20 protein-coding genes are annotated in these 23,919 nt (G+C 62.1%); 8 read left to right on the forward strand and 12 right to left on the reverse strand.

Translation table 11 applies throughout. The annotated features are described in order from the left end of the window. Nucleotides 1-11: 11 nt before the first annotated feature. From BVH74_RS04110 to BVH74_RS04120, 3 genes are read left to right on the forward strand one after another with little or no spacing between them, the layout of a single operon-like run. On the forward strand, nucleotides 12-3,173 hold the full coding sequence (locus tag BVH74_RS04110) for an efflux RND transporter permease subunit (RefSeq protein ID WP_080048840.1): 3,162 nt from the start codon (nucleotides 12-14) through the stop codon (nucleotides 3,171-3,173). Further along, the gene (locus tag BVH74_RS04115) at nucleotides 3,166-4,608 is read left to right on the forward strand and encodes an efflux transporter outer membrane subunit (protein ID WP_080048841.1); all 1,443 of its coding nucleotides are present in this window, start codon (nucleotides 3,166-3,168) and stop codon (nucleotides 4,606-4,608) included. Before BVH74_RS04110 ends, BVH74_RS04115 begins: the two co-directional genes overlap by 8 nt. 23 nt (nucleotides 4,609-4,631) lie before the next feature. Continuing rightward, nucleotides 4,632-5,192 (forward strand): DUF4136 domain-containing protein, encoded by a 561-nt coding sequence (locus tag BVH74_RS04120; protein ID WP_080048842.1) that lies wholly within the window; start codon nucleotides 4,632-4,634, stop codon nucleotides 5,190-5,192. On the opposite strand, the gene BVH74_RS04125 is transcribed toward BVH74_RS04120, so the two are convergent. The 4 genes from BVH74_RS04125 to BVH74_RS04140 form a co-directional block, all read right to left on the reverse strand. Beyond that, entirely contained in the window at nucleotides 5,193-5,741 is a 549-nt protein-coding gene (locus tag BVH74_RS04125; protein ID WP_080048843.1) for a cupin domain-containing protein, read from the reverse strand. 95 nt (nucleotides 5,742-5,836) lie between these two features. Further along, nucleotides 5,837-6,907, reverse strand: a complete 1,071-nt coding sequence (gene alr / locus BVH74_RS04130) for an alanine racemase (protein WP_080048844.1) — start codon at nucleotides 6,905-6,907, stop codon at nucleotides 5,837-5,839. A gap of 213 nt (nucleotides 6,908-7,120) precedes the next feature. After that, nucleotides 7,121-7,477: a RidA family protein gene (locus BVH74_RS04135; RefSeq protein ID WP_080048845.1), complete on the reverse strand. Its 357-nt coding sequence runs from the start codon at nucleotides 7,475-7,477 to the stop codon at nucleotides 7,121-7,123. Next, the gene (locus tag BVH74_RS04140) at nucleotides 7,452-8,750 is read right to left on the reverse strand and encodes a D-amino acid dehydrogenase (protein ID WP_080048846.1); all 1,299 of its coding nucleotides are present in this window, start codon (nucleotides 8,748-8,750) and stop codon (nucleotides 7,452-7,454) included. The genes BVH74_RS04135 and BVH74_RS04140 overlap by 26 nt, the downstream gene beginning before the upstream one ends. 176 nt (nucleotides 8,751-8,926) lie before the next feature. Between BVH74_RS04140 and BVH74_RS04145 the strand changes: the two genes are divergently transcribed. Together BVH74_RS04145 and BVH74_RS04150 are read left to right on the forward strand one after the other, a co-directional pair. Next, complete coding sequence (locus tag BVH74_RS04145; protein ID WP_080048847.1) at nucleotides 8,927-9,421, forward strand: Lrp/AsnC ligand binding domain-containing protein; 495 nt, start codon at nucleotides 8,927-8,929, stop codon at nucleotides 9,419-9,421. Between the two features lie 58 nt (nucleotides 9,422-9,479). Then, nucleotides 9,480-10,784, forward strand: a complete 1,305-nt coding sequence (locus BVH74_RS04150; RefSeq protein ID WP_080048848.1) for an NAD(P)/FAD-dependent oxidoreductase — start codon at nucleotides 9,480-9,482, stop codon at nucleotides 10,782-10,784. Between the two features lie 183 nt (nucleotides 10,785-10,967). On the opposite strand, the gene BVH74_RS04155 is transcribed toward BVH74_RS04150, so the two are convergent. The 7 genes from BVH74_RS04155 to BVH74_RS04185 all read right to left on the reverse strand — a co-directional run bounded on the left by BVH74_RS04155 (nucleotide 10,968) and on the right by BVH74_RS04185 (nucleotide 18,547). After that, nucleotides 10,968-12,302: a ribonuclease J gene (locus BVH74_RS04155; protein ID WP_080048849.1), complete on the reverse strand. Its 1,335-nt coding sequence runs from the start codon at nucleotides 12,300-12,302 to the stop codon at nucleotides 10,968-10,970. A gap of 96 nt (nucleotides 12,303-12,398) precedes the next feature. Beyond that, complete coding sequence (locus BVH74_RS04160) at nucleotides 12,399-13,628, reverse strand: spore maturation protein (protein ID WP_080048850.1); 1,230 nt, start codon at nucleotides 13,626-13,628, stop codon at nucleotides 12,399-12,401. 3 nt (nucleotides 13,629-13,631) lie between these two features. Next, complete coding sequence (locus tag BVH74_RS04165) at nucleotides 13,632-14,489, reverse strand: N-acetylmuramoyl-L-alanine amidase (protein WP_080048851.1); 858 nt, start codon at nucleotides 14,487-14,489, stop codon at nucleotides 13,632-13,634. A gap of 83 nt (nucleotides 14,490-14,572) precedes the next feature. After that, a complete protein-coding gene (locus tag BVH74_RS04170) occupies nucleotides 14,573-16,201 on the reverse strand; it encodes a GGDEF domain-containing protein (RefSeq protein ID WP_080048852.1) in 1,629 nt (542 codons plus the stop codon). A gap of 61 nt (nucleotides 16,202-16,262) precedes the next feature. Then, nucleotides 16,263-17,120: an endonuclease/exonuclease/phosphatase family protein gene (locus BVH74_RS04175; protein WP_080051613.1), complete on the reverse strand. Its 858-nt coding sequence runs from the start codon at nucleotides 17,118-17,120 to the stop codon at nucleotides 16,263-16,265. 9 nt (nucleotides 17,121-17,129) lie between these two features. Then, complete coding sequence (locus tag BVH74_RS04180; RefSeq protein WP_080048853.1) at nucleotides 17,130-17,765, reverse strand: thiol:disulfide interchange protein DsbA/DsbL; 636 nt, start codon at nucleotides 17,763-17,765, stop codon at nucleotides 17,130-17,132. Between the two features lie 173 nt (nucleotides 17,766-17,938). Next, a complete protein-coding gene (locus tag BVH74_RS04185) occupies nucleotides 17,939-18,547 on the reverse strand; it encodes a c-type cytochrome (protein WP_080048854.1) in 609 nt (202 codons plus the stop codon). A 282-nt stretch (nucleotides 18,548-18,829) separates the two neighbouring features. On the opposite strand from BVH74_RS04185, the gene yihA reads away from it, so the two are divergent. Beyond that, nucleotides 18,830-19,471, forward strand: coding sequence for a ribosome biogenesis GTP-binding protein YihA/YsxC (yihA, locus tag BVH74_RS04190; RefSeq protein WP_080048855.1), 642 nt, complete (start codon nucleotides 18,830-18,832; stop codon nucleotides 19,469-19,471). A 335-nt stretch (nucleotides 19,472-19,806) separates the two neighbouring features. Here yihA and polA read toward each other — a convergent pair whose 3' ends face one another. Then, nucleotides 19,807-22,551, reverse strand: a complete 2,745-nt coding sequence (gene polA / locus BVH74_RS04195) for a DNA polymerase I (protein ID WP_080048856.1) — start codon at nucleotides 22,549-22,551, stop codon at nucleotides 19,807-19,809. A gap of 82 nt (nucleotides 22,552-22,633) precedes the next feature. Between polA and BVH74_RS04200 the strand changes: the two genes are divergently transcribed. Further along, nucleotides 22,634-22,909 (forward strand): DUF2782 domain-containing protein, encoded by a 276-nt coding sequence (locus tag BVH74_RS04200; protein ID WP_119701668.1) that lies wholly within the window; start codon nucleotides 22,634-22,636, stop codon nucleotides 22,907-22,909. 9 nt (nucleotides 22,910-22,918) lie between these two features. Further along, entirely contained in the window at nucleotides 22,919-23,875 is a 957-nt protein-coding gene (locus BVH74_RS04205) for a homoserine kinase (protein ID WP_080048858.1), read from the forward strand. Nucleotides 23,876-23,919 lie beyond the last annotated feature (44 nt).

The following is a 23,919-nucleotide window of genomic DNA, read 5'->3' on the forward strand; positions in this document are numbered from 1 at the left end:
AGGATTTTGCCGTGAATTTTTCACGCTTTTTCGTCGACCGGCCGATCTTTGCCTCGGTGCTGTCGATCATCATTTTCGTGGTCGGCCTGATCAGCATTCCGCTGCTGCCGGTCAGCGAATACCCCGAGGTAGTACCGCCCAGCGTACTGGTCAGCGCCAGCTACCCCGGCGCCAACCCCAAGACCATCTCGGAGACTGTGGCCACCCCGCTGGAAGAAGCGATCAACGGGGTCGAGAACATGATCTATATGAAGTCGGTGGCCGGCAGCGACGGTAGCCTGGCGCTGAGTGTGACCTTTGCCCTGGGTACCGACCCGGATCAGGCCCAGGTGCAGGTTCAGAATCGGGTCTCGCAGGCGTTGCCAAGACTGCCCGAGGATGTGCGCCGGCTCGGGGTCACCACCCAGAAACAGTCGCCCAACCTGATGATGGCGGTGCACCTGATTTCGCCGGACGACAGCCTGGACGCCACCTATATCCGCAATTACGCGGTGCTCAATATCCGCGATGAGCTGGCACGCATTCCCGGCGTCGGCGAAGCTGGGCTGTTCGGTGCCGGCGACTATGCCATGCGCCTGTGGATCGACCCACAGCAGGCGGCCTCGCTGGGCGTGACTGCCAGCGACATCAGCAGCGCCGTGCAGGAGCAGAATATTCAGGTCTCGGCCGGCCAGATCGGCGCGCCGCCCATGCCGCAGGGCTCGGAACTGCTGATTGCGATCAATGCCCGGGGCCGGCTGGAAACGCCTGAAGAGTTCGGCGACATCGTGCTCAAGACCGGGGCCAACGGCGAAATTACCCGCCTGCGCGATGTCGCACGGATCGAGCTGGCGGCTTCGCAGGACGCTCTGCGGGCCTTGCTCAACGGCCGTCAGGCGGTGGCCATCCCGATTTTCCAGTCGCCCGGCTCCAATGCGCTGGAGGTCTCGGCGGCAGTGCGGGCAAAGATGGCCGAGTTGGCCGAAGCTTTCCCCGAAGGCCTAAGCTGGGAGGTCGCCTACGACCCGACAGTGTTCGTCAGTACCTCGATCAAGGCCGTGATCATGACCCTGCTCGAGGCGGTAGCACTGGTGGTGCTGGTGGTGATCCTGTTCCTGCAGACCTGGCGCGCCTCGCTGATTCCACTGCTGGCGGTACCGGTCTCGATCATCGGTACCTTCGCCGTGTTGCTGCTGCTGGGCTTTTCGATCAACACCCTGACCCTGTTCGCCATGGTCCTGGCGATTGGCATCGTGGTCGATGATGCCATCGTCGTGGTCGAGAACGTCGAGCGCAACATCGAACAGGGTCTGGCACCCCTGGCAGCGGCGCACCAGGCCATGCGCGAAGTCAGCGGGCCGATTGTGGCCATCAGTCTGGTGTTGTGTGCAGTGTTCGTGCCGATGGCCTTTCTCGACGGCATCACCGGTCAGTTCTATCGTCAGTTCGCCATGACCATCGCCATCGCTACTGTGATCTCGGCGATCAATTCGCTGACCCTGTCGCCAGCATTGGCCGCCACCCTGCTGAAACCGCACGGCGCCGCCGCGGACCTGCCGGCGCGAGTGATCGACCGGCTGTTCGGCTGGATTTTCCGGCCGTTCAACCGCTTTTTCCTGCGCAATGCCGAACGTTACCAGCATCTGGTCGGGCGCAGCCTGAGCCGCCGCGGCTGGGTCTTCGGCGTCTATGTCCTGCTGCTGGCCGGTACCGCGCTGATGTTCAGCCAGGTGCCCGGCGGCTTCATTCCGACCCAGGACAAGACCTATCTGGTCGGCAGCATCAGCCTGCCGCCAGGCGCCACCCTGGACCGTACCGAAGCGGTAGCTCGCCAGGTCAGCGACATTGCCCTGGCAACTGAGGGGGTGGCGCATGCGGCAGCGTTTGTCGGCTTCAACGCACTGCAGGGGACCAACACACCGAATGTCGGCACCGTGTTCATCCTGTTCGACGACTTCAGTCAGCGCACGCGCAGCGCCGAACAGATCAGCGAGGAACTCAACGGCAAGCTGGCAACCATCGACGAAGGCTTCGCGGTGACCTTTATGCCGCCGCCAGTGTTCGGCCTGGGCACCGGTTCAGGTTATTCGCTGTATGTGCAGGACCGCCGCGGCGCCGGTTACGGTGAGCTGCAACAGGCCGTCGATGGCCTGGCATTGGGACTCAGCGAGGCTCCAGGCATGTTTTTCCCGTTCAGCTCCTACCAGTCCAACGTGCCGCAACTGGACGCCGAGGTTGACCGCCTGCAGGCCAAGGCCCAGGGGGTGCGGCTGGATGAACTGTACGCCACCCTGCAGTTGTATTTCGGCTCGCAGTACATCAACGACTTCAACCTGTTCGGCCACACCTATCGGGTCATGGCACAGGCCGATGCGCCGTTCCGCGACCAGATCAGCGACCTCGACCATCTCTACACCCGTAACGCTCAGGGCGACATGGTGCCACTCAGCAGCATGGTCAGCCTGCATGAAAGCTTCGGCCCTGACCCGGTGATCCGCTATAACGGCTATCCGGCCGCCGATCTGCTGGGGCAATCCGATCCGGGCATACTGTCGTCGGCCCAGACCCTGGCCACGGTCACTGCGATAGCCGCCGACACCCTGCCGCCGGGCATGACCCTGGAGTGGACCGACCTGAGCTTCCAGCAGGTCAATCAGGGCAATGCCGCGCTGGTGGTATTCCCGCTGGCAGTGCTGCTGGTGTTTCTGGTGCTGGCGGCACTCTACGAGAGCTGGGTCATGCCACTGGCGGTGATCCTGATCGTGCCCATGTGCCTGCTGGCGGCATTGTTCGGGGTCTGGCTGAGCGGAGGCGACAACAACATCTTCGTTCAGGTCGGCCTGGTGGTACTGATGGGGCTGGCGTGCAAAAACGCCATCCTGATTGTCGAGTTCGCCCGGGATCTGGAGCAGCAGGGCCATGACACCCTGAGTGCAGCCCTGGAAGCCTGCCGTCTGCGCCTGCGGCCGATCATCATGACCTCGGTGGCCTTCATCGCCGGCGTGGTCCCGCTGGTATTGGCCAGCGGCGCCGGCAGTGAAGTGCGCAACGCCATGGGGATCACGGTCTTCACCGGCATGATCGGCGTGACCCTGTTCGGCCTGCTGCTGACCCCGGTGTTTTATGTCGCCCTGCGCCGGCTGGCGCAAAGGCGCAGCCAAACCGCAGCCCCGGAGCAAACGCACCATGCATAAATCGCTCATCATCACTGGCGCATTGATCCTGGCCGGCTGCGCCGCCGGCCCCGACTATCAGCCGCCGGAGCTGCCGGCACTGACACACTTTGCCGAAGATCCGGGTGTGGCGGCGACCGACCCGGCTGTTGAACAGCACTTCTGGCGCGGCTTTGACGACCCGTTGCTCGATAGCCTGATCGCCCAGACCCTGGCCCACAATCAGGACCTGCAGGCCGGGCTGGCCCGTTACCAGCAGGCCCAGGCCCTGCTGCGCGGCGCCCGGCTCGAACAACTGCCCAGTGCGCGCCTGAACGCCAGTGCCGGTGAGCAGTATCTGGCGGAACTGGAACGCCCAGTCAACGGTCGGGAGCGGGTCGAGCGGTACCAGGCCGGGCTGGCGCTGAGCTGGGAGCTGGACCTGTTCGGCCGCCTGAGTCGTCTGACGCAGGCGCAAGCTGCCGCGCTTGAGGCCAGCGAAGCCGATCTGGGCGCCCTGCAGGTTGCCCTGATTGGCCAGTTGGCCACCAGCTACTTCGAGCTGCGCGGTTTGCAGTTGCGTCATCAGGTAGCGCAGCAGAATGTCGAACTGCAACGGGCTTCGCTGGATCTGGTCAGCACCTGGCTGGAAGCCGGACGCGGCACTCTGCTCGATCAGGTACGCGCCGAAGCCCAGTTGCAGGCTCGCCAGGCCCTGCTGCCCGAACTCGAAGCCAGCATCCAGGTCAGCCTGCACCGCATCAGCGTGCTGACCGGCCAGCCACCCGGGAACTGGCCGCCAGCACTGCTTGCCTCCCAGCCATTGCCAGCCATGCCGATGCTGATCAGCCCTGGCACCCCTGGCGAACTGCTGCGCCGCCGACCTGACATTCGTGCCGCCGAGCGACGGCTGGCCAGCAGCAACGCCCTGATTGGGGTGGCCAGTGCCGACCTGTTCCCGCGCTTCAGTCTTGATGCATTGCTGGGCTCCGTAGCTGGCTCCGGTGCCGACCTGTTCAGTGCCGGCAGCAGTTCACGCAGCCTGATGCTGGGGGTCGACTGGAGCTTTCTGGATCGCGGACGAGTCAATGCCCGGGTTGATGCCGCTCAAGCCAGTAGTGCCGAGGCCCTGGCTGACTATCGTCAGACCCTGCTACTGGCGCTGGAGGAGACCGAAACCTGGCTGGTCCGCTACCACCGAGGGCTGGATACCGACGCCCGGCTGCAACAGGCGGTGGCCGCCGCCGATATCGCCGTGGCACAGGCTCAGGACCGCTACCGCCAGGGCTATATCAACTACTTTGAAGTATTGACCGCCGAGCAGGAGCTCAGCGATCTACGTGATCGTCTGGAGCAGAGCCGCACCACCACCGCGCTGGCGATGGTCAGCCTGTATCGCTCGCTGGCCGGAGCCCCAAGCCCGGAAACAGAGCTGTTGGCAGCTCGAACCAATGCAGGCTTAAGCGGTCTGAAATGAGAGATATGCTCAGGGAGTTCGTCATGTTTCGCTACTTGTCAGTGTTCCCGCTGTTCATGCTTCTGGCTGCCTGCCAGAGCAGCCCGATACAACAGGATTATGACCCCAACCGCAGCTATACCCAGTACCGCAGTTGGGCCTGGGCCGAGCCGGCGGTCAGTTATGCCCCGGCCGACCCACGCCTCCAGAGCGACCTGACCACTCAGCGCATTCGTGAAGCGGTGGCCGGGCAGCTGGATGTGCGCGGCCTGCGCCCGGCCGTGGCCGGAGCCGAGCCAGACCTGACCGTGCGCGCTCATCTGGTGGTGGAAAATCGCCAGGATCAGGTCACCACCAGCTACGGTGGACATTGGGGAGGTTACTGGCGTGGCGGCTGGGGCGGCCCGGGCTATTATGAAACCCGCACGGTCGACTACCGGGTTGGCACCCTGCAGATCGACCTGTTCGATGCCCAGGACAACCAGTTGGTCTGGCGCGGTAGTGCCAGCGAAGTTCTGCGCGACGGTGAACAGACACCCGCCGAGCGCAGCCGCAAGATGCACGAACTGGCCGCCAAGGTATTGAGTCGTTTCCCGCCGCAGTGATCAGAAGTTTGCCGGGGTCGTGGCGCTGATCAGCACGCAGGCCGTTTCGAACGGGTTGCGGAAGCGGTGTGGCTGGTTACTTTCAAAGTAGTAACTGTCGCCGGTGTCGAGAATATAGATCTCGCTGCCAACAGTGAGCTCCAACTGGCCGCTAACCACGATACCGGCTTCTTCACCTTCGTGGTTAAGCATATCCGGGCCGGTATCGGAGCCGGGCGGGTAGATTTCGTTGAGGAACGAGAAGGCCCGGTTCGGGTGACCCTTGCCGACCAGCTTCATGGTCACTTCCCCCGCGCCGATATCCAGCAGTTCATCGGCCCGGTAGACCACCTGACGCTGGGCATCCTGTTCCAGTTCCAGGGAAAAGAAATCAACCAGCGACATGGGAATGCCGGATAGAACTTTTTTCAGGGAACTGACCGAGGGACTGACGCTGTTTTTCTCGATCATGGAGATGGTGCTGTTGGTGACACCGGCGCGTTTGGCCAGTTCACGCTGGGACAAACCTTTAAGTTTGCGAATAGCTTTAAGACGGGCACCAACGTCCAAGGTCGGGATCCTCCGGGATGTATCGACAAGCGTTATTGGAATCTGATGCCGGGCATCATTGCACGACTGTTCAGAATTTTCAACGCTTGCGACAATCAGCCCCGATAATGACGCGGCACCCGGTTGAGGTTGCAGAACAACTGATAGGGAATGGTTGCCGCCCAACTGGCCACTTCGCTGGCATTCAAACCCGTGCCCCAGAGCCGTACCAGGCTACCCAAGCCACTGCCCGGCAGGTCAGTCAGGTCCAGGGTCAGCATGTCCATCGACACCCGACCGATCAGTTGCGTGCGCTGGCCGTCAACCAGCACCGGCGTACCGTCTTTGGCATGCCGGGGATAGCCGTCGGCATAGCCCATGGCAACCACCCCAACCCGGGTATCGCGCGGAGCCACGAAGCGCGAGCCATACCCAATCGGCTCGCCGGCCGCCACCTGACGCACGGCAATGATCCGGGACTCCAGCTGCATCACCGGTCTGAGCTGCTCAGCCTGGGCTTGCGGGAATTCGAACGGGGTAGCGCCGTAGAGCATGATGCCGGGGCGCAGCCAGTCGCCATGGGCCTGTGGCCAGGCCAGTACGCCAGGGGAGTTGCACAGACTGCTGGGCCCGTCCAGATCCCGGGTAGCCGCGGCGAAGGTCGCCAGTTGCTGCTCAGTACGGCCGGTTTCAGGCTCGTCGGCACGCGAGAAGTGAGTCATCTTGGTCAGACTGGAAACCTTGCCGCCAGCCTGCAAAGCGCGCCAGATCGCCGGATATTCCTCGGGCATGAAACCGACCCGGTGCATGCCGCTGTCGAGCTTGAGCCAGACGTTCAGTGGCTGGCGGATATCTGCCTGTTCAAGGTCGTGTAACTGGCCGTGGTGGTGGATCACGGTCCACAGCCGATGCCGCTGGATCAGCGCCAGCTCGTCAGCCTCGAACCAGCCCTCTAGCAGCAGTATCGGCTTGTCGATACCCGCGTCGCGCAGTACCAGCGCCTCTTCGATGCAGGCCACCGCGAAACCGTCAGCTAGCGGCGCCAACGCCTGGGCGCAGGGCACGGCGCCGTGGCCATAGGCATTGGCCTTGACCACCGCCAATGCCTGGCGGCCGGACAGGCTCTTGGCCAGCTGGTAATTGTGGCGCAGGGCGTTGAGATCGATCAGAGCTTGGGCTGGGCGCATGTTGAATTCTTGAAAAAATGCGGGGCTGGGTGCCCCGCCAAGGCCTAGATTATCAGACTGTTGTGGTCGCAGGGAGCAACAGGCTGATGGGGGTACTCGATAGCTGGATCGCCACGGGCCTGCGGCCCTCACGATGACAGATTCTGGCAACCGGGATGGCTGTTATCATCATCGCGAGCCGCGCAGCGGCGCGGCAATCCTCAGCAGTAGCGCTTAGAGTGCAGCCACCACCGACATTTCCACCAGAATCTCCGGTTCGCACAGCTTGGCCTCGACTGTCGCGCGGGCCGGGGCAGTGCCTTGCGGCAGCCACTGATCCCAGACACTGTTCATTGCCTCGAAGTCGGCATCAATGTCCTTCAGGTAAATGGTCACCGACAGAATTCTGGTCTTGTCGGTGCCAGCCTCGGCCAGCAGCTTCTCGATCTCCTGCAGAGTGCTGCGGGTCTGGGTCGCGGCATCGCTGGCCAGATCCTCGTCAGCTGCCACCTGACCGGCCAGATACACGGTGTTCTGGTGGATGACGATCTGGCTCATGCGGCGGTTAGTGTGCAGACGCTGTACGGACATTCCGGCGAGTCTCCTTGTAGGTGGTGTAACGGTCGATGCCGAAACCTTCGTTGCGAATGGCCGGCTTGCGGCCGCTCATCAGATCGGCCAGCAACTGGCTGGAGCCACAGGACATGGTCCAGCCCAACGTGCCATGACCGGTGTTCAGGTAAAGATTACGCAGCGCGGTTGCACCAATGATCGGCGTGCCGTCCGGGGTCATCGGCCGGAATCCGGTCCAGAAGCTGGCCTGAGCAGCATCACCGCCCTGCGGGAACAGATCGCCGACCACCATTTCCAGGGTAGCCCGGCGCTTGTCGCGCAGTTCGGTATCGAAACCGGCCAATTCTGCCATGCCGCCGACCCGGATACGCTCAGCGAAACGGGTAATGGCGACCTTGTAGGTTTCGTCCATCACGGTCGATACCGGGGCCATATCGGGGTTGCTGACCGGCAGGGTCAGTGAATAGCCCTTGACCGGGTAGACCGGCAGATCGATGCCATGGCTGCGCAGCAGTTGCGGCGAGTAGCTGCCCAGCGCCAGCACATAGCTGTCGGCCCGCAGGATCTCGTCGCCGGCGCGCACGCCGGTGACTCGCGCACCATCGCTGAGCAGCTCCTGAATGTTGCAGTTATAACGGAATTTGACCCCCAGCTCGGCGCACTTGGCCGCCAGCCGGGTGGTAAACAGGTGGCAATCACCGGTTTCGTCGTTGGGTAGGCGCAGACCGCCGACAATTTTGTCGGCACTGGGTGCCAGGCCCGGCTCGAACTGTACGCAGCCAGCCCGGTCCAGCACCTGGTAAGGCACATTGCAGCGCTCCAGTACGGCGATGTCCTGGGCAGCGGCGTCCATCTGCTTCTGGGTGCGGAACAATTGCAGGGTGCCGAGTTCACGGTGTTCGTAGTCGACGCCACTGTCGCGACGCAGGTCCATGAGGCAGTCGCGGCTGTATTCGGCCAGACGCATCATGCGTTCCTTGTTGACCGCATAACGCGCCTCGGTGCAGTTGGCCAGCATCTTCATCATCCAGCGGTACTGGAACGCATCAGCAGTCGGCCGAATGGCCAGTGGTGCGTGCTCGGCCATCATCCACTTCAGCGCCTTGACTGGCACGCCGGGAGCGGCCCAGGGCGCGGAATAGCCGGGCGAGATCATGCCGGCGTTGCCAAAGCTGGTTTCCAGGCCGGGGCCGGGCTGGCGATCGATCACGGTGACCTCATGGCCAGCCTTGGCCAGATACCAGGCGCTGGTGATGCCGATGACACCGCTACCGAGAATGAGAACCTGCATGGACTGCTCCCGCACCTGTGTGCTGAAAAGGCTGTTGTTGTGAGGCCCACCGGTGAGACAAAACACCACATGGGCGATATCGCTATTCTAGGACAGGTGCTCTTTAGGCTTTTTTCGTTTATTTTCTGTTTGGCAAAAAATCATCTCGAAGTAATGACAATGATCGGGAAAAAATTATGAAAACACGCAGAGCCTCCAGCCGCGAACTGGACAAGATCGACCGACATATCCTGCGCATCCTCCAGCAGGAGGGGCGGATTTCCTATGTCGAGCTGGGCGAGCGGGTGGGGCTGTCGACTACGCCATGCATGGAGCGGGTCAAACGTCTGGAGCGGGAGAAATTCATCCTCGGCTATGGTGCCCAACTGAACCCGCACAAGTTGCAGGCCAATCTGCTGGTGTTCGTCGAGATCAGCCTGGCATCGAAGTCGGCAGATATCTTCGACGACTTTCGCCGGGCAGCGATCAAGCTGCCGCATGTGCTGGAGTGCCATCTGGTCTCCGGCGACTTCGATTATCTGCTCAAGGCGCGGATCTCCGAAATGACCTCGTACCGCAAACTGCTCGGCGACATCCTGCTCAAGCTGCCAGGGGTACGCGAGTCGAAGAGCTATATCGTCATGGAAGAGATCAAGGAGACGTTGGCGATCCCTATACCCGACGACGAATAATCGCTATGCTGGTGTCAATTTTTATTGACACTCTTTCGCTATATCAAACGGAACCCCCATGGCCAACGCTCCGACCCATACGCCTGAACACGCCCCGTCCTATTACGCCGCCAGCACCAACATGGCGTTGAGCTTTCCGGCGCTGACCAGCGAGGAGTGCGCCGATGTGTGCATTGTTGGCGGCGGTTTCACCGGTCTGAATACCGCCATCGAGCTGGCCCAGCGCGGTTTTTCGGTGGTGTTGCTGGAAGCCTGTCAGGTCGGCTGGGGTGCCAGCGGCCGCAACGGCGGCCAGTTGATCCGCGGGGTTGGTCATGATCTCGAACAGTTCGAGTCGATCATCGGTGCCGAGGGCGTGCGCGAACTCAAGCTGATGGGTCTGGAGGCGGTACAGATCGTGCGCCGGCGCATCGAGCAGTTCAATATCGACTGCGATCTGACCTGGGGTTATTGCGATCTGGCCAACAAACCCGCGCATCTGGAAGCCTTCCGGGAAGACATGGCCGAACTGCGCGGACTCGGTTACCAGGCCGAGATGAAGATCATTGAGCCGGACCAGATGCACAGCGTGGTCGGCTCGGATGTCTACGTCGGTGGCATGACCGACATGGGCTCGGGTCATCTGCATCCACTCAATCTCGCCCTGGGCGAGGCCCGGGCCGCGCAGTCGCTGGGTGTGCGGGTGTATGAACAGTCGGCGGTCACTGCTATCGACTATGGCCCGCAGGTCACGGTCCACACCGCCAGCGGCAGGGTTCGGGCCGGGCAACTGGTGATCGGCTGCAACGCCTATCTGCGCGAACTGCAGCCGCAGCTCAGTGGCAAGGTGTTGCCCGCCGGCAGTTACGTGATTGCCACCGAGCCCTTGAGCGAGGAGCAGGCCCGCCGCCTGATTCCGCAGAACATGGCGCTGTGCGACCAGCGCGTGGCGCTCGACTATTACCGGCTCTCCAGGGACCGACGGTTGCTGTTCGGCGGTGCCTGTCATTACTCCGGGCGCGACCCACAGGACATCGCCGCCTACATGCGCCCGAAGATGCTCCGGGTCTTCCCGCAACTGGCTGACGTGAAAATCGACTATCAGTGGGGCGGGATGATCGGTATCGGTGCCAACCGCCTGCCGCAGATCGGCAAGCTGCCTGGCCAGGCCAATGTCTTCTTCGCCCAGGCCTACTCCGGGCATGGGGTCAACGCCACCCACCTGGCCGCGCAACTGCTGACCGAGGCGATCAGCGGCCAGGCCAGCCGGGGCTTCGAGCTGTTCAGCCAGGTCCCGCACATGACCTTCCCCGGCGGCAAGCAGTTCCGCTCCCAGTTGCTGGCGCTGGGGATGCTATGGCATCGGATCAAGGAAGTGTTCTAGGATCTGCAGACTCGGCTGGCGTTGACCACAGGCAAGCGCCGTCAAGAACACATACCGTCATTGCGAGGGCCGCAGGCCCGTGGCAATCCATGCCGGGAGCGCGCCTGGCAGGCGGTATGGATTGCCGCGTCGGCGGATGGCCGCCCCCTGCGACTCGCAATGACAGGCTTGTCGCACGCCAACTCAATCGCGCACTTCAACCAGCCCGTGCGGCAGTTCGGCAATCTTGCCCGGCTGGCCGCCCAGGTCGATCAAGTCGCCATTGGCCGGCAGTAGGCCGCCGATGCCCAGGCTGCGAGCAAAACTCTGGTGCGCCTGCTGGTGGTAACGCTCGCCATGCACCGGCAGCAGCCAGCGCGGCCTGAGCCAGCCGTAGAGCTGCCGCAGGTCTTCCTGCGGCGGATGGCCGGAAGCGTGGATCGGCGCCATGTCGTCATCGATCACCTCTACCCCCTGCTCCTTGAGCCCCTGCTTGATCGCCGCCAGCGCCACTTCGTTGCCGGGAATCAAGCGCGAGGAAAACAGCACTGCATCGCCCGGTTCCAGGTTCAACTGCGGATGATTGCCGGCCGCCAGCCGGCCCAGGGCCGCCGCCGGCTCGCCCTGACTACCGGTACACACCCAGAGCTGCTGCTGACGCGGCAAAAACCCCAGCTCCCAGGGGCCGATAAACCCAGGCTGGCCGTTCAGGTAGTTATGCGCCCGGCCAGCCGCGTGCAAGGTCACCAGACTACGACCGAGCAGGCCAGCGTAGCGGCCAGTATCGAAGGCGATCTCGGCCAGGCTGTGCAGGCGGGCGATATTGCTGGCGAAGCAGGTGACAATCACCCGCTGGCGCAACGGCCGGATGGTGTCGAGCAGACCGTTCTGCACCTCGGCTTCGGAGCGGCTGCTGCCAGCCACCGAGGCATTGGTCGAATCGCCGATCACCACGTCAATCCCGGCCTTGCCCAGCGCCTGCAGCCGGCCCTGGGCGGTCAGACCACCCACCACTGGCTGCGGATCGAGTTTCCAGTCGCCACTGTGGTACAGCCGCTTGCCGGCCACCTCAAGGACGATGGCGTGGGATTCGGGGATCGAGTGTGTGACCGGAATCCACTCGGCCTGAAACGCCCCAATGCCGACCGGCTGCAGCGGCTCGATAATCTTCAGGCTCGGCCACTCGCGGTTGGGGTCGAGCTTGTTGCGGATCAGCCGGGCAGCGAACGGGCTAGCGTAGATCGGGCAGTTGAGCGCCGGCCACAGATGCGGGATGGCGCCGATATGGTCTTCATGGGCGTGGGTGATCAACAGTGCCGAGAGCTGGATGTCGTGCCGCTCCAACGCCGCCAGACTCGGAACCGACACCCGGTTGCGCCCGGCCGCGCCCGGCTCCAGGGCAAAGCCACAGTCGATGGCGATCCACTGCCCGGCGCTGCCGTACAAGTAGAAGTTGGCCCCGAACATCCCCGCGCCGCCCAAGGCCACGAACAGCGGGCCTTCCTGATTGTGAATCTGATCGAAACGGGCGGTGGGCATCGGCGCTCCCGGCTGGCTGGTCCTGCGCCTAGTTTCCCGGTTACGGCCGCGGCCCGCAAGCCAACCAAAGCACAGTAGCGCAGTACTCTGAAGGGCTCAGCCGAAAAACCAGTAACACACGCCGATCGCGGTCAGCATCCCGGCCAGGTCAGCCAGCAGGGCACAGCCCAGCCCGTGGCGGATACGGCGGATGCCAACCGCCCCAAAATACACCGCCAGTACGTAGAAGGTGGTTTCGGTGCTGCCCTGCATGGTCGCGGCCAGCAGTGCCGGGAAGCTGTCGACCCCGAAGGTGTTCATGGTTTCGATCATCATCGCCCGCGCGCCGCTACCGGACAGCGGCTTGATGAAGGCGGTCGGCAGGGCATCAATGAAGCGGGTATCCCAGCCCAGCGCCTCGGTCAGCCAGCGGATGCCATCCAGCCCGGTGTCGAGCACCCCGCTGGCGCGCAGGGCGCCGACCGCCACCAGCATGGCAACCAGATAGGGCAGCAGGGATACGGTGAAGCTGAAGCCTTCCTTGGCCCCTTCAATGAAGGTGTCATAGACATTGACCTTGCGCAGCGCGGCAATACCGAGAAAGGCAATGATGATGCCGAACAGGGTCAGGTTGCCGACCAGGGTCGAAGTTGCGGCCAGCGCCTGAGCCGACATCCCGGCCAGGCTGGTCAGCAGCAGCCCGAGCGCCAGTGCACCGGCGCCCAGATAGGCCAACACCACCGGATCCCAGAGCTTCAGTCGCTGGATCAGCGCGACACTAAGCAGCCCGACCAGACTGGAGGCGGTAGTGGCCAGCAGAATCGGCAAGAATACCGCGGTCGGATCGGCGGCGCCCTGCTGGGCCCGATACATGAAGATGGTCACCGGCAGCAGGGTCAGCGACGAGGTATTAAGCACCAGAAACAGGATCTGCGCGTTGCTGGCGGTATCCTTGCTCGGGTTCAGACTCTGCAGTGCATGCATGGCCTTGAGCCCGATCGGGGTGGCGGCGTTGTCCAGGCCCAGCACATTGGCGGCAAAATTCATGGTGATGTGCCCTGCGGCCGGATGACCACTGGGCACCTCCGGCATCAGCCGGCGAAACAGCGGATTCAGCAGGCGCGCCAGCAGGCTGATCAGCCCGGCCTTTTCGGCAATCGCCAGAAAGCCCAGCCACAGGGTCATGGTGCCGACCAGCACCAGCACAATCTCAACACTGAGCCTGGCCATGTCGAACAAGGCCGCGACCAGACGGCTGAATACCTCGGCATCGCCAAGCCCCAGCCACTGCCACAGTGCGGCGACGAACGCGGCGAGGAAAAAACTCAGCCAGATTCCATTGAGCATTGGTTACGGCTCAACCATCAAGGTCTGCTCGCTGATCGGCTCGGCCAGCCAGATCTGTAGCGGGGCATCCAGCGCAGCACGCGCCTCGGGTGCCAGGGCGGCAAGCAGCGCGGCGGTTTCGATGTCGGGTAGCCCTCGGTGATCGGCCGGGCGGAAGCGCATCTGGAAGGCAGCCAGCACGTTGCGAGTCACCCGGCTCCACAGGCCATCATCCGGCACGGCATAACCGACTTCGGCCAACGCCTGCTGGAACCAGCCAAGCGAAGGGGTTCGTCCGGCCAGTTGGGCCTGCACCTCGGCCACCTGGGCCGCATCAGGCCAGATCGCCACCCCAGCCTCGGCCAGTTGCCGCCAGGGAAACAGCGGGCCGGGATCAACCTTGCGCTGCGGCGCGACATCGCTATGGCCGATGACCCGCTCAGGGCCCAGGCCGTGGCGTTGGAGGATGTCACGCAGCAACGGGATCAACGCCTCAATCTGGGCCGGCTCCCACGGCTGCCAATGCCGCTGGCCGTTCTCCTCGCGGTAGCCCTGGTTCACCAATTCGATACCGATTGAGCTGGCGTTGAGCCAGGTCCGCCCCTGCCAACTGCTCTCGCCGGCATGCCAGGCCCGGCGGTCCTCATCGACCAGACGATAGATGGTCGGCGGGTTTTCATCGATCAGGTAATGGCTACTGACGCCGCCAGTGGCCAGGTTGCGCAGCGAGCGCTCAAAACCGGATGAGGTGTAGTGCAGGATCACGTACTGAACCCGGCTGTCCTGGCTCAGGGCGCTGTAGCGGGTGTCGATCTGCGGTGATCCGGCGCAGCCGGCCAGCACCGCCAACAGAAGAATCAGACTCAACGCGCCACGCCGCATGCAAACTCCTAGGTAGGCCGGGATAGGGTCTGCCTATCTTGCGGGTTTGCCGGCAGGCCATCAAGGGCCAACAGGGGCTGAACTCAGTCGGCGCAGATCAACCGGTTGCGCCCGTCATCCTTGGCCCGATACATGGCCCGGTCCGCCCGGTCGAACACTTCATCCAGGCTGTCATCGGCCCGGAACTCGGTATAGCCCAGGGAGATGGTGATCGGTACCCGTTCGCTCTTGAAGTGGAACGGGCAAGCCTCAATCCCGGAGCGCAGCTCTTCCAGTACCACATGACCCTGGGCGCTGCTGGTGCCGGGCATCAGCAGGACAAACTCTTCACCACCGAAACGGCCGATGAAATCGGTCTTGCGCAGGCGCCGCGACAACTGCTGGGCAATCAGGCGCAACACCTTGTCGCCGGCCAGGTGGCCAAAGTTGTCGTTGATGCTCTTGAAGTGATCGACATCCAGCACTGCCAGCAGCAACTGGCCACCATAGCGTTGCCAGCGGTCGAACTCTTCTTCCATGCGTTTTTGCAGGCCGGCGCGGTTGGGCAGCCCGGTCAGGCTGTCGACCATCGCCCGTTCGCGCTGCTCCTCGAGGTGCTTGCGGAAAGTCTGGGCTTCGACCTCCATAACCTTGATCCGTTCGACCATGACCTGCAGGCGTTCAGCCACCTCCTGCTCATGCTGCTCACGCAAGTGACGGGCCTGATCGACATTGCTCAGCAGCGCATCGAGCTTGGCCTCGACATTGGCCTTGAGCGCGTCCAGGTCGGAGGCGTCGCGAACATCGTCGTGCAGGTCCTCGACCTGATTGCGGATCGCCCCCTCCAGCGCCCGCCCAGCCTCCAAAGTGTTGTTGTAGGCGTCATGGGCCGCTTCCAGATTGCCCTGAAACTGCGCCAGACGCTTGTTGAGCTGCTGCAGATAGCGCTCAAAGTCGGCCTGGCGCTCATTCTGGGCGCTGAGAATCAGCAGACCGAGCTCGTCCAGCACCGCCGCCAGCTCATACCAGTTAAGGCCACGCGTGACCTGCTCGCGCAGCCGCTCGGCTTGCGATACCTGGGCATCAACGACCTGCAATTCGCTGAGCAGATTGAGCAAAATACCTTCGATATTGGCGGCGATCGCCGAGTAGTTGTGCTCTTCGCCCGCCAGATTGCCGGGCACCTGAACTATCTCGCCATTGCTCTGGGCAGGCTGTTGCTCAGGCTCTTCAGCCTGATCAGTCGCACGACCGAACAGGCGCGTCCACAGTCCTGGTGCCGACATCTCCTGATTTGGATTCAAGGCCTGCCCCTGCACATCCACCAGATCATCTAGCAGGTCGGGAATCTTCGAGGCGTACTCGATCGGCTTGTCCAGCCGCTTGAGCAACTGACGCAAGGTCTTGGCCGCGTCCTTGGGCGGATCCAGCTCCTGAAGCTGCTCGGCCAATTGCCTGAGGTTGAGGCTGATACGCTGCAGGTTGTTCTGCCGGGCACTGTCGGCGGTCAACACCGCATGCTCCAGGTCAGGCATCAGGTCGGCCAGTTTAAACGGCGGGGCGTCACTACGCAGGGCGCTGCGCAGCTCCTTGAGCTGACGATCCAGCAGCGGATCCACGCCATCTGCGGCAATACTGACCCTCACCAGCCCACGCTTGAGCAGCTCTTCCTGATCGGTGGTCTCAAAGGCATCGTGCCCGTTTTGTCGTCGGCTGTTTCGGGTATCGGACATGGGTGCTCCTACGCACGGCGTACCCAAGGATTATAGGGGAATTTGACCTGCTGGCTACTGGCTAGGCGTGGCGCAGGCTATCGGGCAGACGAATGTGCATGGCCACCGGCAGATGATCGGAAATTGCCTGGGGCAACACATCGACCTGTTCGATATCCAGACTAGAGCTGAGCAGAATGTGATCAAGCACCCGGGCGGGTTTCCAGCTCGGGTAGGTACCGGGCAGGCTGGCGGTATGCAGGCCACTGCCACGCAGCGGCGAATGTTCCAGCAGATCAATGGCATGGGTGTTCATGTCACCCATCAGCACCACATGTTTGAAATCGCTTATCCGTTCTCGGATATAGGCCAACTGACTGGCTCGGGTTCGGGTGCTGAGCGCCAGATGCATCATCACCACCAGCAACTGTTCATCACCCTGACCGAAACGGGTCAGGATCGCTCCGCGTCCAGGCAGCATGCCCGGCAGCTTGTGATCTTCTACCAGTTTTGGGGCGAAACGGCTGAGCAGGCCATTGGAGTGCTGGGCAAAACGCCCGAGATTGCGGTTAAGCTGCTGGTACCAGTAGGGGAACTGGCTTTCCTTGGCCAAATGCTCAACCTGGTTGACGTAACCAGAACGCAGGCTGCCACCATCGACTTCCTGCAGGGCCACCAGATCGAACTCGCTGAGCAACTGAGCGATCTGGCGCAAGGTGTTCTGACGCCCGGCATGCGGCAGCAGATGCTGCCAGCTTTTGGTCAGGTAGTGGTGATAACGCTGGGTATTGATGCCGACCTGGATATTGAAGCTGAGCAGTTTCAACACCTCGGGCAACGGCTGCCCCTCACAGGGGCAATGCGGATTGGTACGCAGCTCTGCGGGCAGGGCGTGACCATGGGTCACGCGGCGCCAGGGAACATTAGTTGCGGCCAGCATCATGGCACCTCAGAGCGCCTGACGTTCCTGATCGACCAGGAACTCGGCGACCTTGAGCATTTCATCGAAACCACCAACCATACCGCCTTCGATCCGGTACTTGCCGTTGACCACCAGGACCGGCACACCAGTCGCACGGTAGCTGCGCGCCAGACGCGAAGCCTGATCCATCTTGCTGCGCACACCGAAGGAACTCCAGGCCCGCTTGAAGGTGTCGCTGCTAATGCCATAGGGCTCGAGCAGCTTGATCATGGCCCCTTCATCGGCCAGGCGGTTACCCTGGTTGTGGATGGCCTGGAACACTGCGGAGTGGGTTTCATCCAGCTTGTTGAGGCTTTCCAGGGTATAGAACAATTGACCATGGGTGTTCCAGGTTCCACCAAACATGGCCGGAACCGGGCGGAAATGCACATCCTCAGGAAGTTGCTTCTTCCAGTCCTGAATGATCGGTTCAAAGGTGTAGCAGTGACCACAGCCATACCAGAACAACTCGACCACTTCGATCTTGTCAGGCTCCTGAGTCGGCGCCGGCGTGGGCAGCACTACATAGTGAACACCAGCCTTGTACGGGGCCTCTTCCTGGGCATGTGCCAGAGTCAGGGCACCCAATAGCCAGACCGCGAAAACAGATAACCAGACACGCATGCAGCTCTCCCCAAAGAATACGTCAGTTGCTTGTTGTGACCATCAGGCCGGTAAAAAGATTCCCTGGCCGATGGTCGCATAATAGGTCAGGCGCTGGTAGACGCCCATAAAGAAAGGGTGGCCTAAGCCACCCTTTTTGAGAAGCGGGCTGCAACACCCGGCAACATCTGAGCTTAACGCAGGCCCTGGATATAGTTGGATACCGCTTCGATATCCTTGTTGCTCAGGCGACTGGCGATGGTCCGCATGACTTCGGTATCACCGTCATTGACCCGGTCACCTTCACGGAAATCGGTCAGCTGCTTGGCGGTATAGGCCGCATGCTGGCCGGCCAGACGCGGATAACCGGCCGGATCGTTGCCTTTGCCGGTCGGAGAGTGGCAACCGATACAGGCCGGCAGACCAGTTTCCAGATTGCCGCCGCGGAAAATAGCCTCGCCACGCTCGGCCAACTCAGCGTCGGCAACGCCCAGACTCGGCGACTGGCTGTTGTAGAAGGCAGCGATGTCACGCAGATCCTGCTCGTCGAAACCGGTCAGCATGCCGGTCATTTCCAGCACCGGACGACGGCCTTCCTTGATGTCGATCATCTGCTTGAGCAGGTAGCGTTCGCCCTGACCAGCAAGCTTGGGGAAGTTCGGCATGGGGCTGTTGCCGTCGGGGCCGTGACAGGCAGCACACATGGCAACCTTGCCCTGACCGGCTTCAGCGTCGCCCTGGTTTGCATGGGCCGCACCGGCCACACCGAGGGATAACACCAGACTGACGAGTAGTTTGTTCATCGGCTAATCCAATAACGGCTAAAAGAAATCGTTGGCTCTGTCCGCCACTCCGGTCTTCGATGGACCACATTATGTCTGGCGAACGGCCGTATTCATTATTCTGTCCGGCCACGACCTGGCGCTGATCGGACAGTGGGCATTCATGCTATCTGCGACGCTCAACAGGTGCAATGCACGAACTGTCGCAGTGCCTTTCAGATATAAAACCGCGGCATTATATACTAAGCTACCCACGAACGTGAACGCCTTAAGACTCCTGTCGTGCCAGCCAACGGATACTCCATGTCTTCTGCAACACCCCTTGTAACACTTTGTCAGCGTGCCCACTTCATCAAAAGTGCCAGCCAGGTTGACCAGTGCCCGCCCGATCAGGGTTATGAAGTCGCCTTCGCCGGGCGTTCCAACGCTGGCAAGTCCAGCGCCCTGAATACCCTGACCCATGCCCGTTTAGCGCGCACCTCGAAGACGCCGGGACGCACCCAGTTGATCAACTTCTTCGGTCTCGATGAGCAGCGGCGACTGGTCGATTTGCCCGGCTACGGCTACGCCAAGGTGCCACTGGCGCTCAAGGAGCACTGGCAGCAGCATCTGGATGCCTACCTGACCGGGCGTCAGTGCCTGGCCGGCGTGGTGCTGGTGATGGATATTCGTCATCCGCTGTCGGAGTTTGACCAGATGATGCTGGAGTGGGCCAACCTGGCCGGGCTACCAGCCCATATCCTGCTGAGCAAGGCCGACAAGCTGACTTTCGGTGCAGCCAAGAATAGCCTACTCAAAGTCCAGAGCACTATCCGCAAGGAATTTGGCAACCGCGCCAGCGTCCAGCTGTTCTCGGCACCCAAGCGCCAGGGTCTGGATGAGGCCTATGCCGTATTGGAAAGCTGGCTGTTTCCCGTCGACGAAGCTCAGGGCCAGGAACAGTAGTCCGCCCCGCCCGGGAACTCCAGGCGCTTGGACGCAAGCTTGACGTTGGCTGAGGGACGAGGCGGGGCTTCCCAGGAACGGCAGGCAAAAAAAACCCCGAGCTTCTATGGGGAGGGAAGGCTCGGGGTTTAACGACCGGGCTGTGCTAGGAAAGGGAGAGTCGCCCGGTATTTCTGCCAACACTAAATCACATCTAAGGAGCATGAAGGGCTTGACTGGCCATTCATAATCTCTGACCAGGGTGATCACGAATAAGTTCAAAAAAATTTTTAGACGGATGAGTTATCAGCGGTAGCCGGCTTATAAGCAGCTCAAGCCGGCCAGCCCCGCCGCAATCAGTGCGCCTGATCCCAGTTATCACCCACACCCACTTCGACCACCAGCGGCACATCCAGTTCGGCGGCGGCGCCCATGTGCCGGCGCAGGCCTTCGCTGAGCGCCTCGACCTGATCTTCGCGGACCTCCAGCACCAGTTCGTCGTGTACCTGCATGATCATTCGCGCATCCAGCTGGCTTTCGCTCAGCCAGGCGTCGACCGCAATCATCGCCCGCTTGATGATATCGGCGGCGGTGCCCTGCATCGGCGCGTTGATCGCAGTGCGTTCAGCGCCCTTGCGCATCGCCTGATTTTTCGAGTGAATCTCCGGCAAGTACAGCCGGCGGCCGAACAGGGTTTCCACAAAACCCTGCTCACTGGCCTGGGCACGGGTGCTTTCCATGTACTTAAGCACCCCGGGGTAGCGCGCAAAGTAGCGGTCGATGTAGTCCTGGGCCTGTTTGCGCTCAACGTCGATCTGCTTGGCCAGGCCGAAGGCGCTCATGCCGTAGATCAGGCCGAAGTTGATCGCCTTGGCCTTGCGCCGCTGCTCACTGCTGACCTCGTCCAGGGCCACGCCAAACACTTCGGCTGCGGTAGCCTTGTGTACGTCGCGGTCATGCCGGAAGGCGTCCAGCAGGCCGGCGTCCTGGGCCAGATGGGCCATGATCCGCAATTCGATCTGCGAGTAGTCGGCCGCGACCAGCTTGTAGCCGGGCGGGGCAATGAAGGCCTGGCGGATACGCCGGCCCTCGGCGGTACGGATCGGAATGTTCTGCAGGTTCGGATCACTGGATGACAGCCGCCCGGTAGCCGCCACCGCCTGATGGTAGCTGGTATGAATGCGCCCGGTACGTGGGTTGATCTGTTCCGGCAGGCGGTCGGTGTAGGTGCTTTTGAGCTTGCTGACGCTGCGGTACTGCATGATCACCTGCGGCAGCTCGTAACCCTGCTCGGCCAGTTCGGCCAGGACCGCCTCGGCGGTCGAAGGCTGGCCCTTGGCGGTCTTGCTCAGCACCGGCAGTCCCTGCTTTTCATAGAGAATGTCGCCAAGCTGCTTTGGCGAGCCCAGATTGAACTCCTGGCCAGCCAGACGGAAGGCTTCGCGCTCCAGCTCGATCATCTTCTCGCCCAGTTCGCGGCTCTGGATCCCGAGCAGCTTGGCGTCGACCAGTGCCCCGGTGTTCTCGATCCGCGCCAGCACTGGCACCAGCGGCATTTCGATCTCGCGCAGCACCCGCGCCAGCGCCGGAATGGCCTCGAGTTTCTGCCACAGGGTCTGATGCAGACGCAGAGTGATGTCAGCGTCCTCACTGGCATAGGGACCGGCCTGCTCCAGAGCAATCTGGTCGAAGGTCAGTTGCTTGCTGCCCTTGCCGGCAATGTCCTCGAAGCGGATGGTGCTATGGCCGAGGTATTTCAGCGCCAGACTGTCCATGTCGTGACGGGTGGCGGTGGAGTCCAGCACATAGGACTCGAGCATGGTATCGAAGGCCACGCCCTGGACATCAATGCCGTAGCGGCGCAGCACGTTGATGTCGTACTTGGCGTGCTGGCCGACCTTGGCCTTGGCCGGATCTTCCAGCAGCGGCTTGAGCGCGGCCAGCACCGCAGCGCGGTCGAGCTGATCGGGCACGCCCATGTAACTGTGCGCCAATGGAATGTAGGCGGCCTCGTGCGGCTGGACCGCCAGCGACACGCCGACCAGTTCGGCCTGCTGGGCATGGATACTGGTGGTTTCGGTATCGAAGGCGAACAGTTCGGCGGCCTTGAGCTTGTCCAGCCAGCGCTGCAGATCCGCTTGGCTGGTGATGGTTTCATAGCGCGCCTCAACACTCTCACCGGGCTCAATGCTGTTGCCGGTTTCTTCGCCAGCGGCTTTGGCCTCGCGCAGCAGGTCGTCCAGCCAACTCTTGAACTCGAGCTGGCGGTACAACTCAATCAGCGTGTCACGATCAGGTTCGCCAGGCATCAGCGCATCGACGGCGATATCCAGCTCGACATCGACCTTGATGGTCGCCAGCTGATAGGACAGATACGCCATGTCCTTGTGCTCTTCAAGCTTCTCCGGCAGCTTCTTGGCGCCGCGGATCGGCAGCTCGGGCACCTTGTCGAGGTTGGCGTAGATCAGGTCCAGACCACCACCGATGCCGGTCAGCAACCCCAATGCGGTCTTCTCGCCAACTCCCGGCACGCCTGGAATGTTGTCGACCTTGTCGCCCATCAGCGCCAGGTAGTCGATGATTAGCTCGGGGCCAATGCCGAACTTTTCCTTCACACCGTCGATATCCAGCACTGTACCGGTCATGGTGTTGACCAGGGTGATATGTGCATCGACCAGTTGCGCCATGTCCTTGTCACCAGTGGAAATCACCACCTCACGGCCGGCGGCTGCACTCTGCCGGGCCAGGGTGCCAATCACGTCGTCGGCCTCGACCCCGTCGATGCACAGCAGCGGCAGCCCCAGCGCACTGACACTGGCATGCAGCGGCTCGACCTGGCTGCGCAGCTCATCGGGCATGGGTGGGCGATGCGACTTGTAATGCTCGAACAGCTCATCTCGAAAGGTCGGGCCCTTGGCGTCGAACACTACCGCGAAAGGACTGTTCGGGTACTGCTTGCGCAGGCTTTTGAGCATGTTCAGCACGCCCTTGACCGCGCCGGTCGGCTGACCGGTCGAGGTGGTCAACGGTGGCAGGGCATGGAAGGCGCGGTACAAATAGGACGAACCATCGACCAGGATCAGGGGGGCATTGTCAGTCATGCGTCAGGTCAACATTTCCATGATGAAAAGGGGCTAGAATGAGGGCAGTCATTCAACGATAGGACAGCTTAACATGACACGCATGATTGGCCGCGGCCTGGCGATACTGGCTTTGAGTCTTTCCCTGCCATTGGCCGCCCAGGAAGGCCTGACCGGCGAGCCGGACGTGACCATCCGCCAGGAGGGCGACAAGACCATCGAGGAGTACCGGGTCAACGGCTTCCTCTATGCGATCAAGGTAACCCCACAAAACGGCCCACCCTATTTTCTGGTCGCCGTAGATGAAGACGGCAACTTCCAACGGGCCGATCAAGTCGGCGGCATGCGCATTCCCGGCTGGAAGATTTTCGAGTGGTAAGGGTCTGACATGTCGGTGTTTACTCCGGTCAGCCGGGAACAACTGGAAGCCTTTCTTGACGGCTTTGCCCTGGGTCGGCTGGTCGACTTCAGCGGCATCGCCGGTGGCAGCGAAAACAGCAACTTCTTCGTCGCTACCGAGCAGGGGGAATACGTCCTGACGCTGGTCGAACGCGGCCCGGTGGCCGACCTGCCGTTCTTTATCGAGCTGCTGGAGCACCTGCATCAGGCCGGCTTGCCGGTGCCCTATGCGATCACCGACCGCCAGGGCCTGGCATTGCACCGACTCAATCAGCGCCCGGCGCTGTTGCAGCCACGGCTGGCTGGCAAGCATGTCGAACAGCCCGATCCGGCTCATTGCCAGGCCGTTGGCCAAATGCTTGCGCGCCTGCACAACGCCACCGCCAGCAGCAGCCTGGAACGCATCAGTGATCGCGGCCTGGCCTGGATGCTGGAGACCGGCCGCCGGTTACACGACCGCATCAGCGATAGCGCGATTCACCACCTGGTCACCGAACTGCTGACCCAGATCGAGCAGTGGCAGGCCCACTACCCGGGCTTTCCCCGGGCCATCCTGCACGCCGACCTGTTCCGCGACAATGTCCTGTTCGACGGCCATCACCTCAGCGGACTGATCGACTTTTACAACGCCCACAGCGGCTGGACCCTCTACGATGTTGCCATCACCGTCAACGACTGGTGCCTGAGCGCTGAGCAACAACTGGACCCGACCCGGACCCAGGCGCTGCTGGCCGGCTATGCCGGCATTCGTCCGTTTACCCCATTCGAGGCCAAAAGCTGGCCTGCGGTACTGCGCCTGGCAGCACTACGATTCTGGCTCTCGCGCCAACTGGCCGCCGAGCGGCATGCAGGGCAAAGCGGCGTGCTGGTCAAGGATCCGGGGCATTTTCTACGGGTGCTGGAGCAGCACCGCAATGTGAATATCGGCCTGCCGCTGGCACTTTAGCCTGGCATATGGGTCAGAACATCTGGCGTGAACTCACGCCTTGA

This window comes from Halopseudomonas phragmitis (genome assembly GCF_002056295.1).
Lineage (GTDB): Bacteria > Pseudomonadota > Gammaproteobacteria > Pseudomonadales > Pseudomonadaceae > Halopseudomonas > Halopseudomonas phragmitis.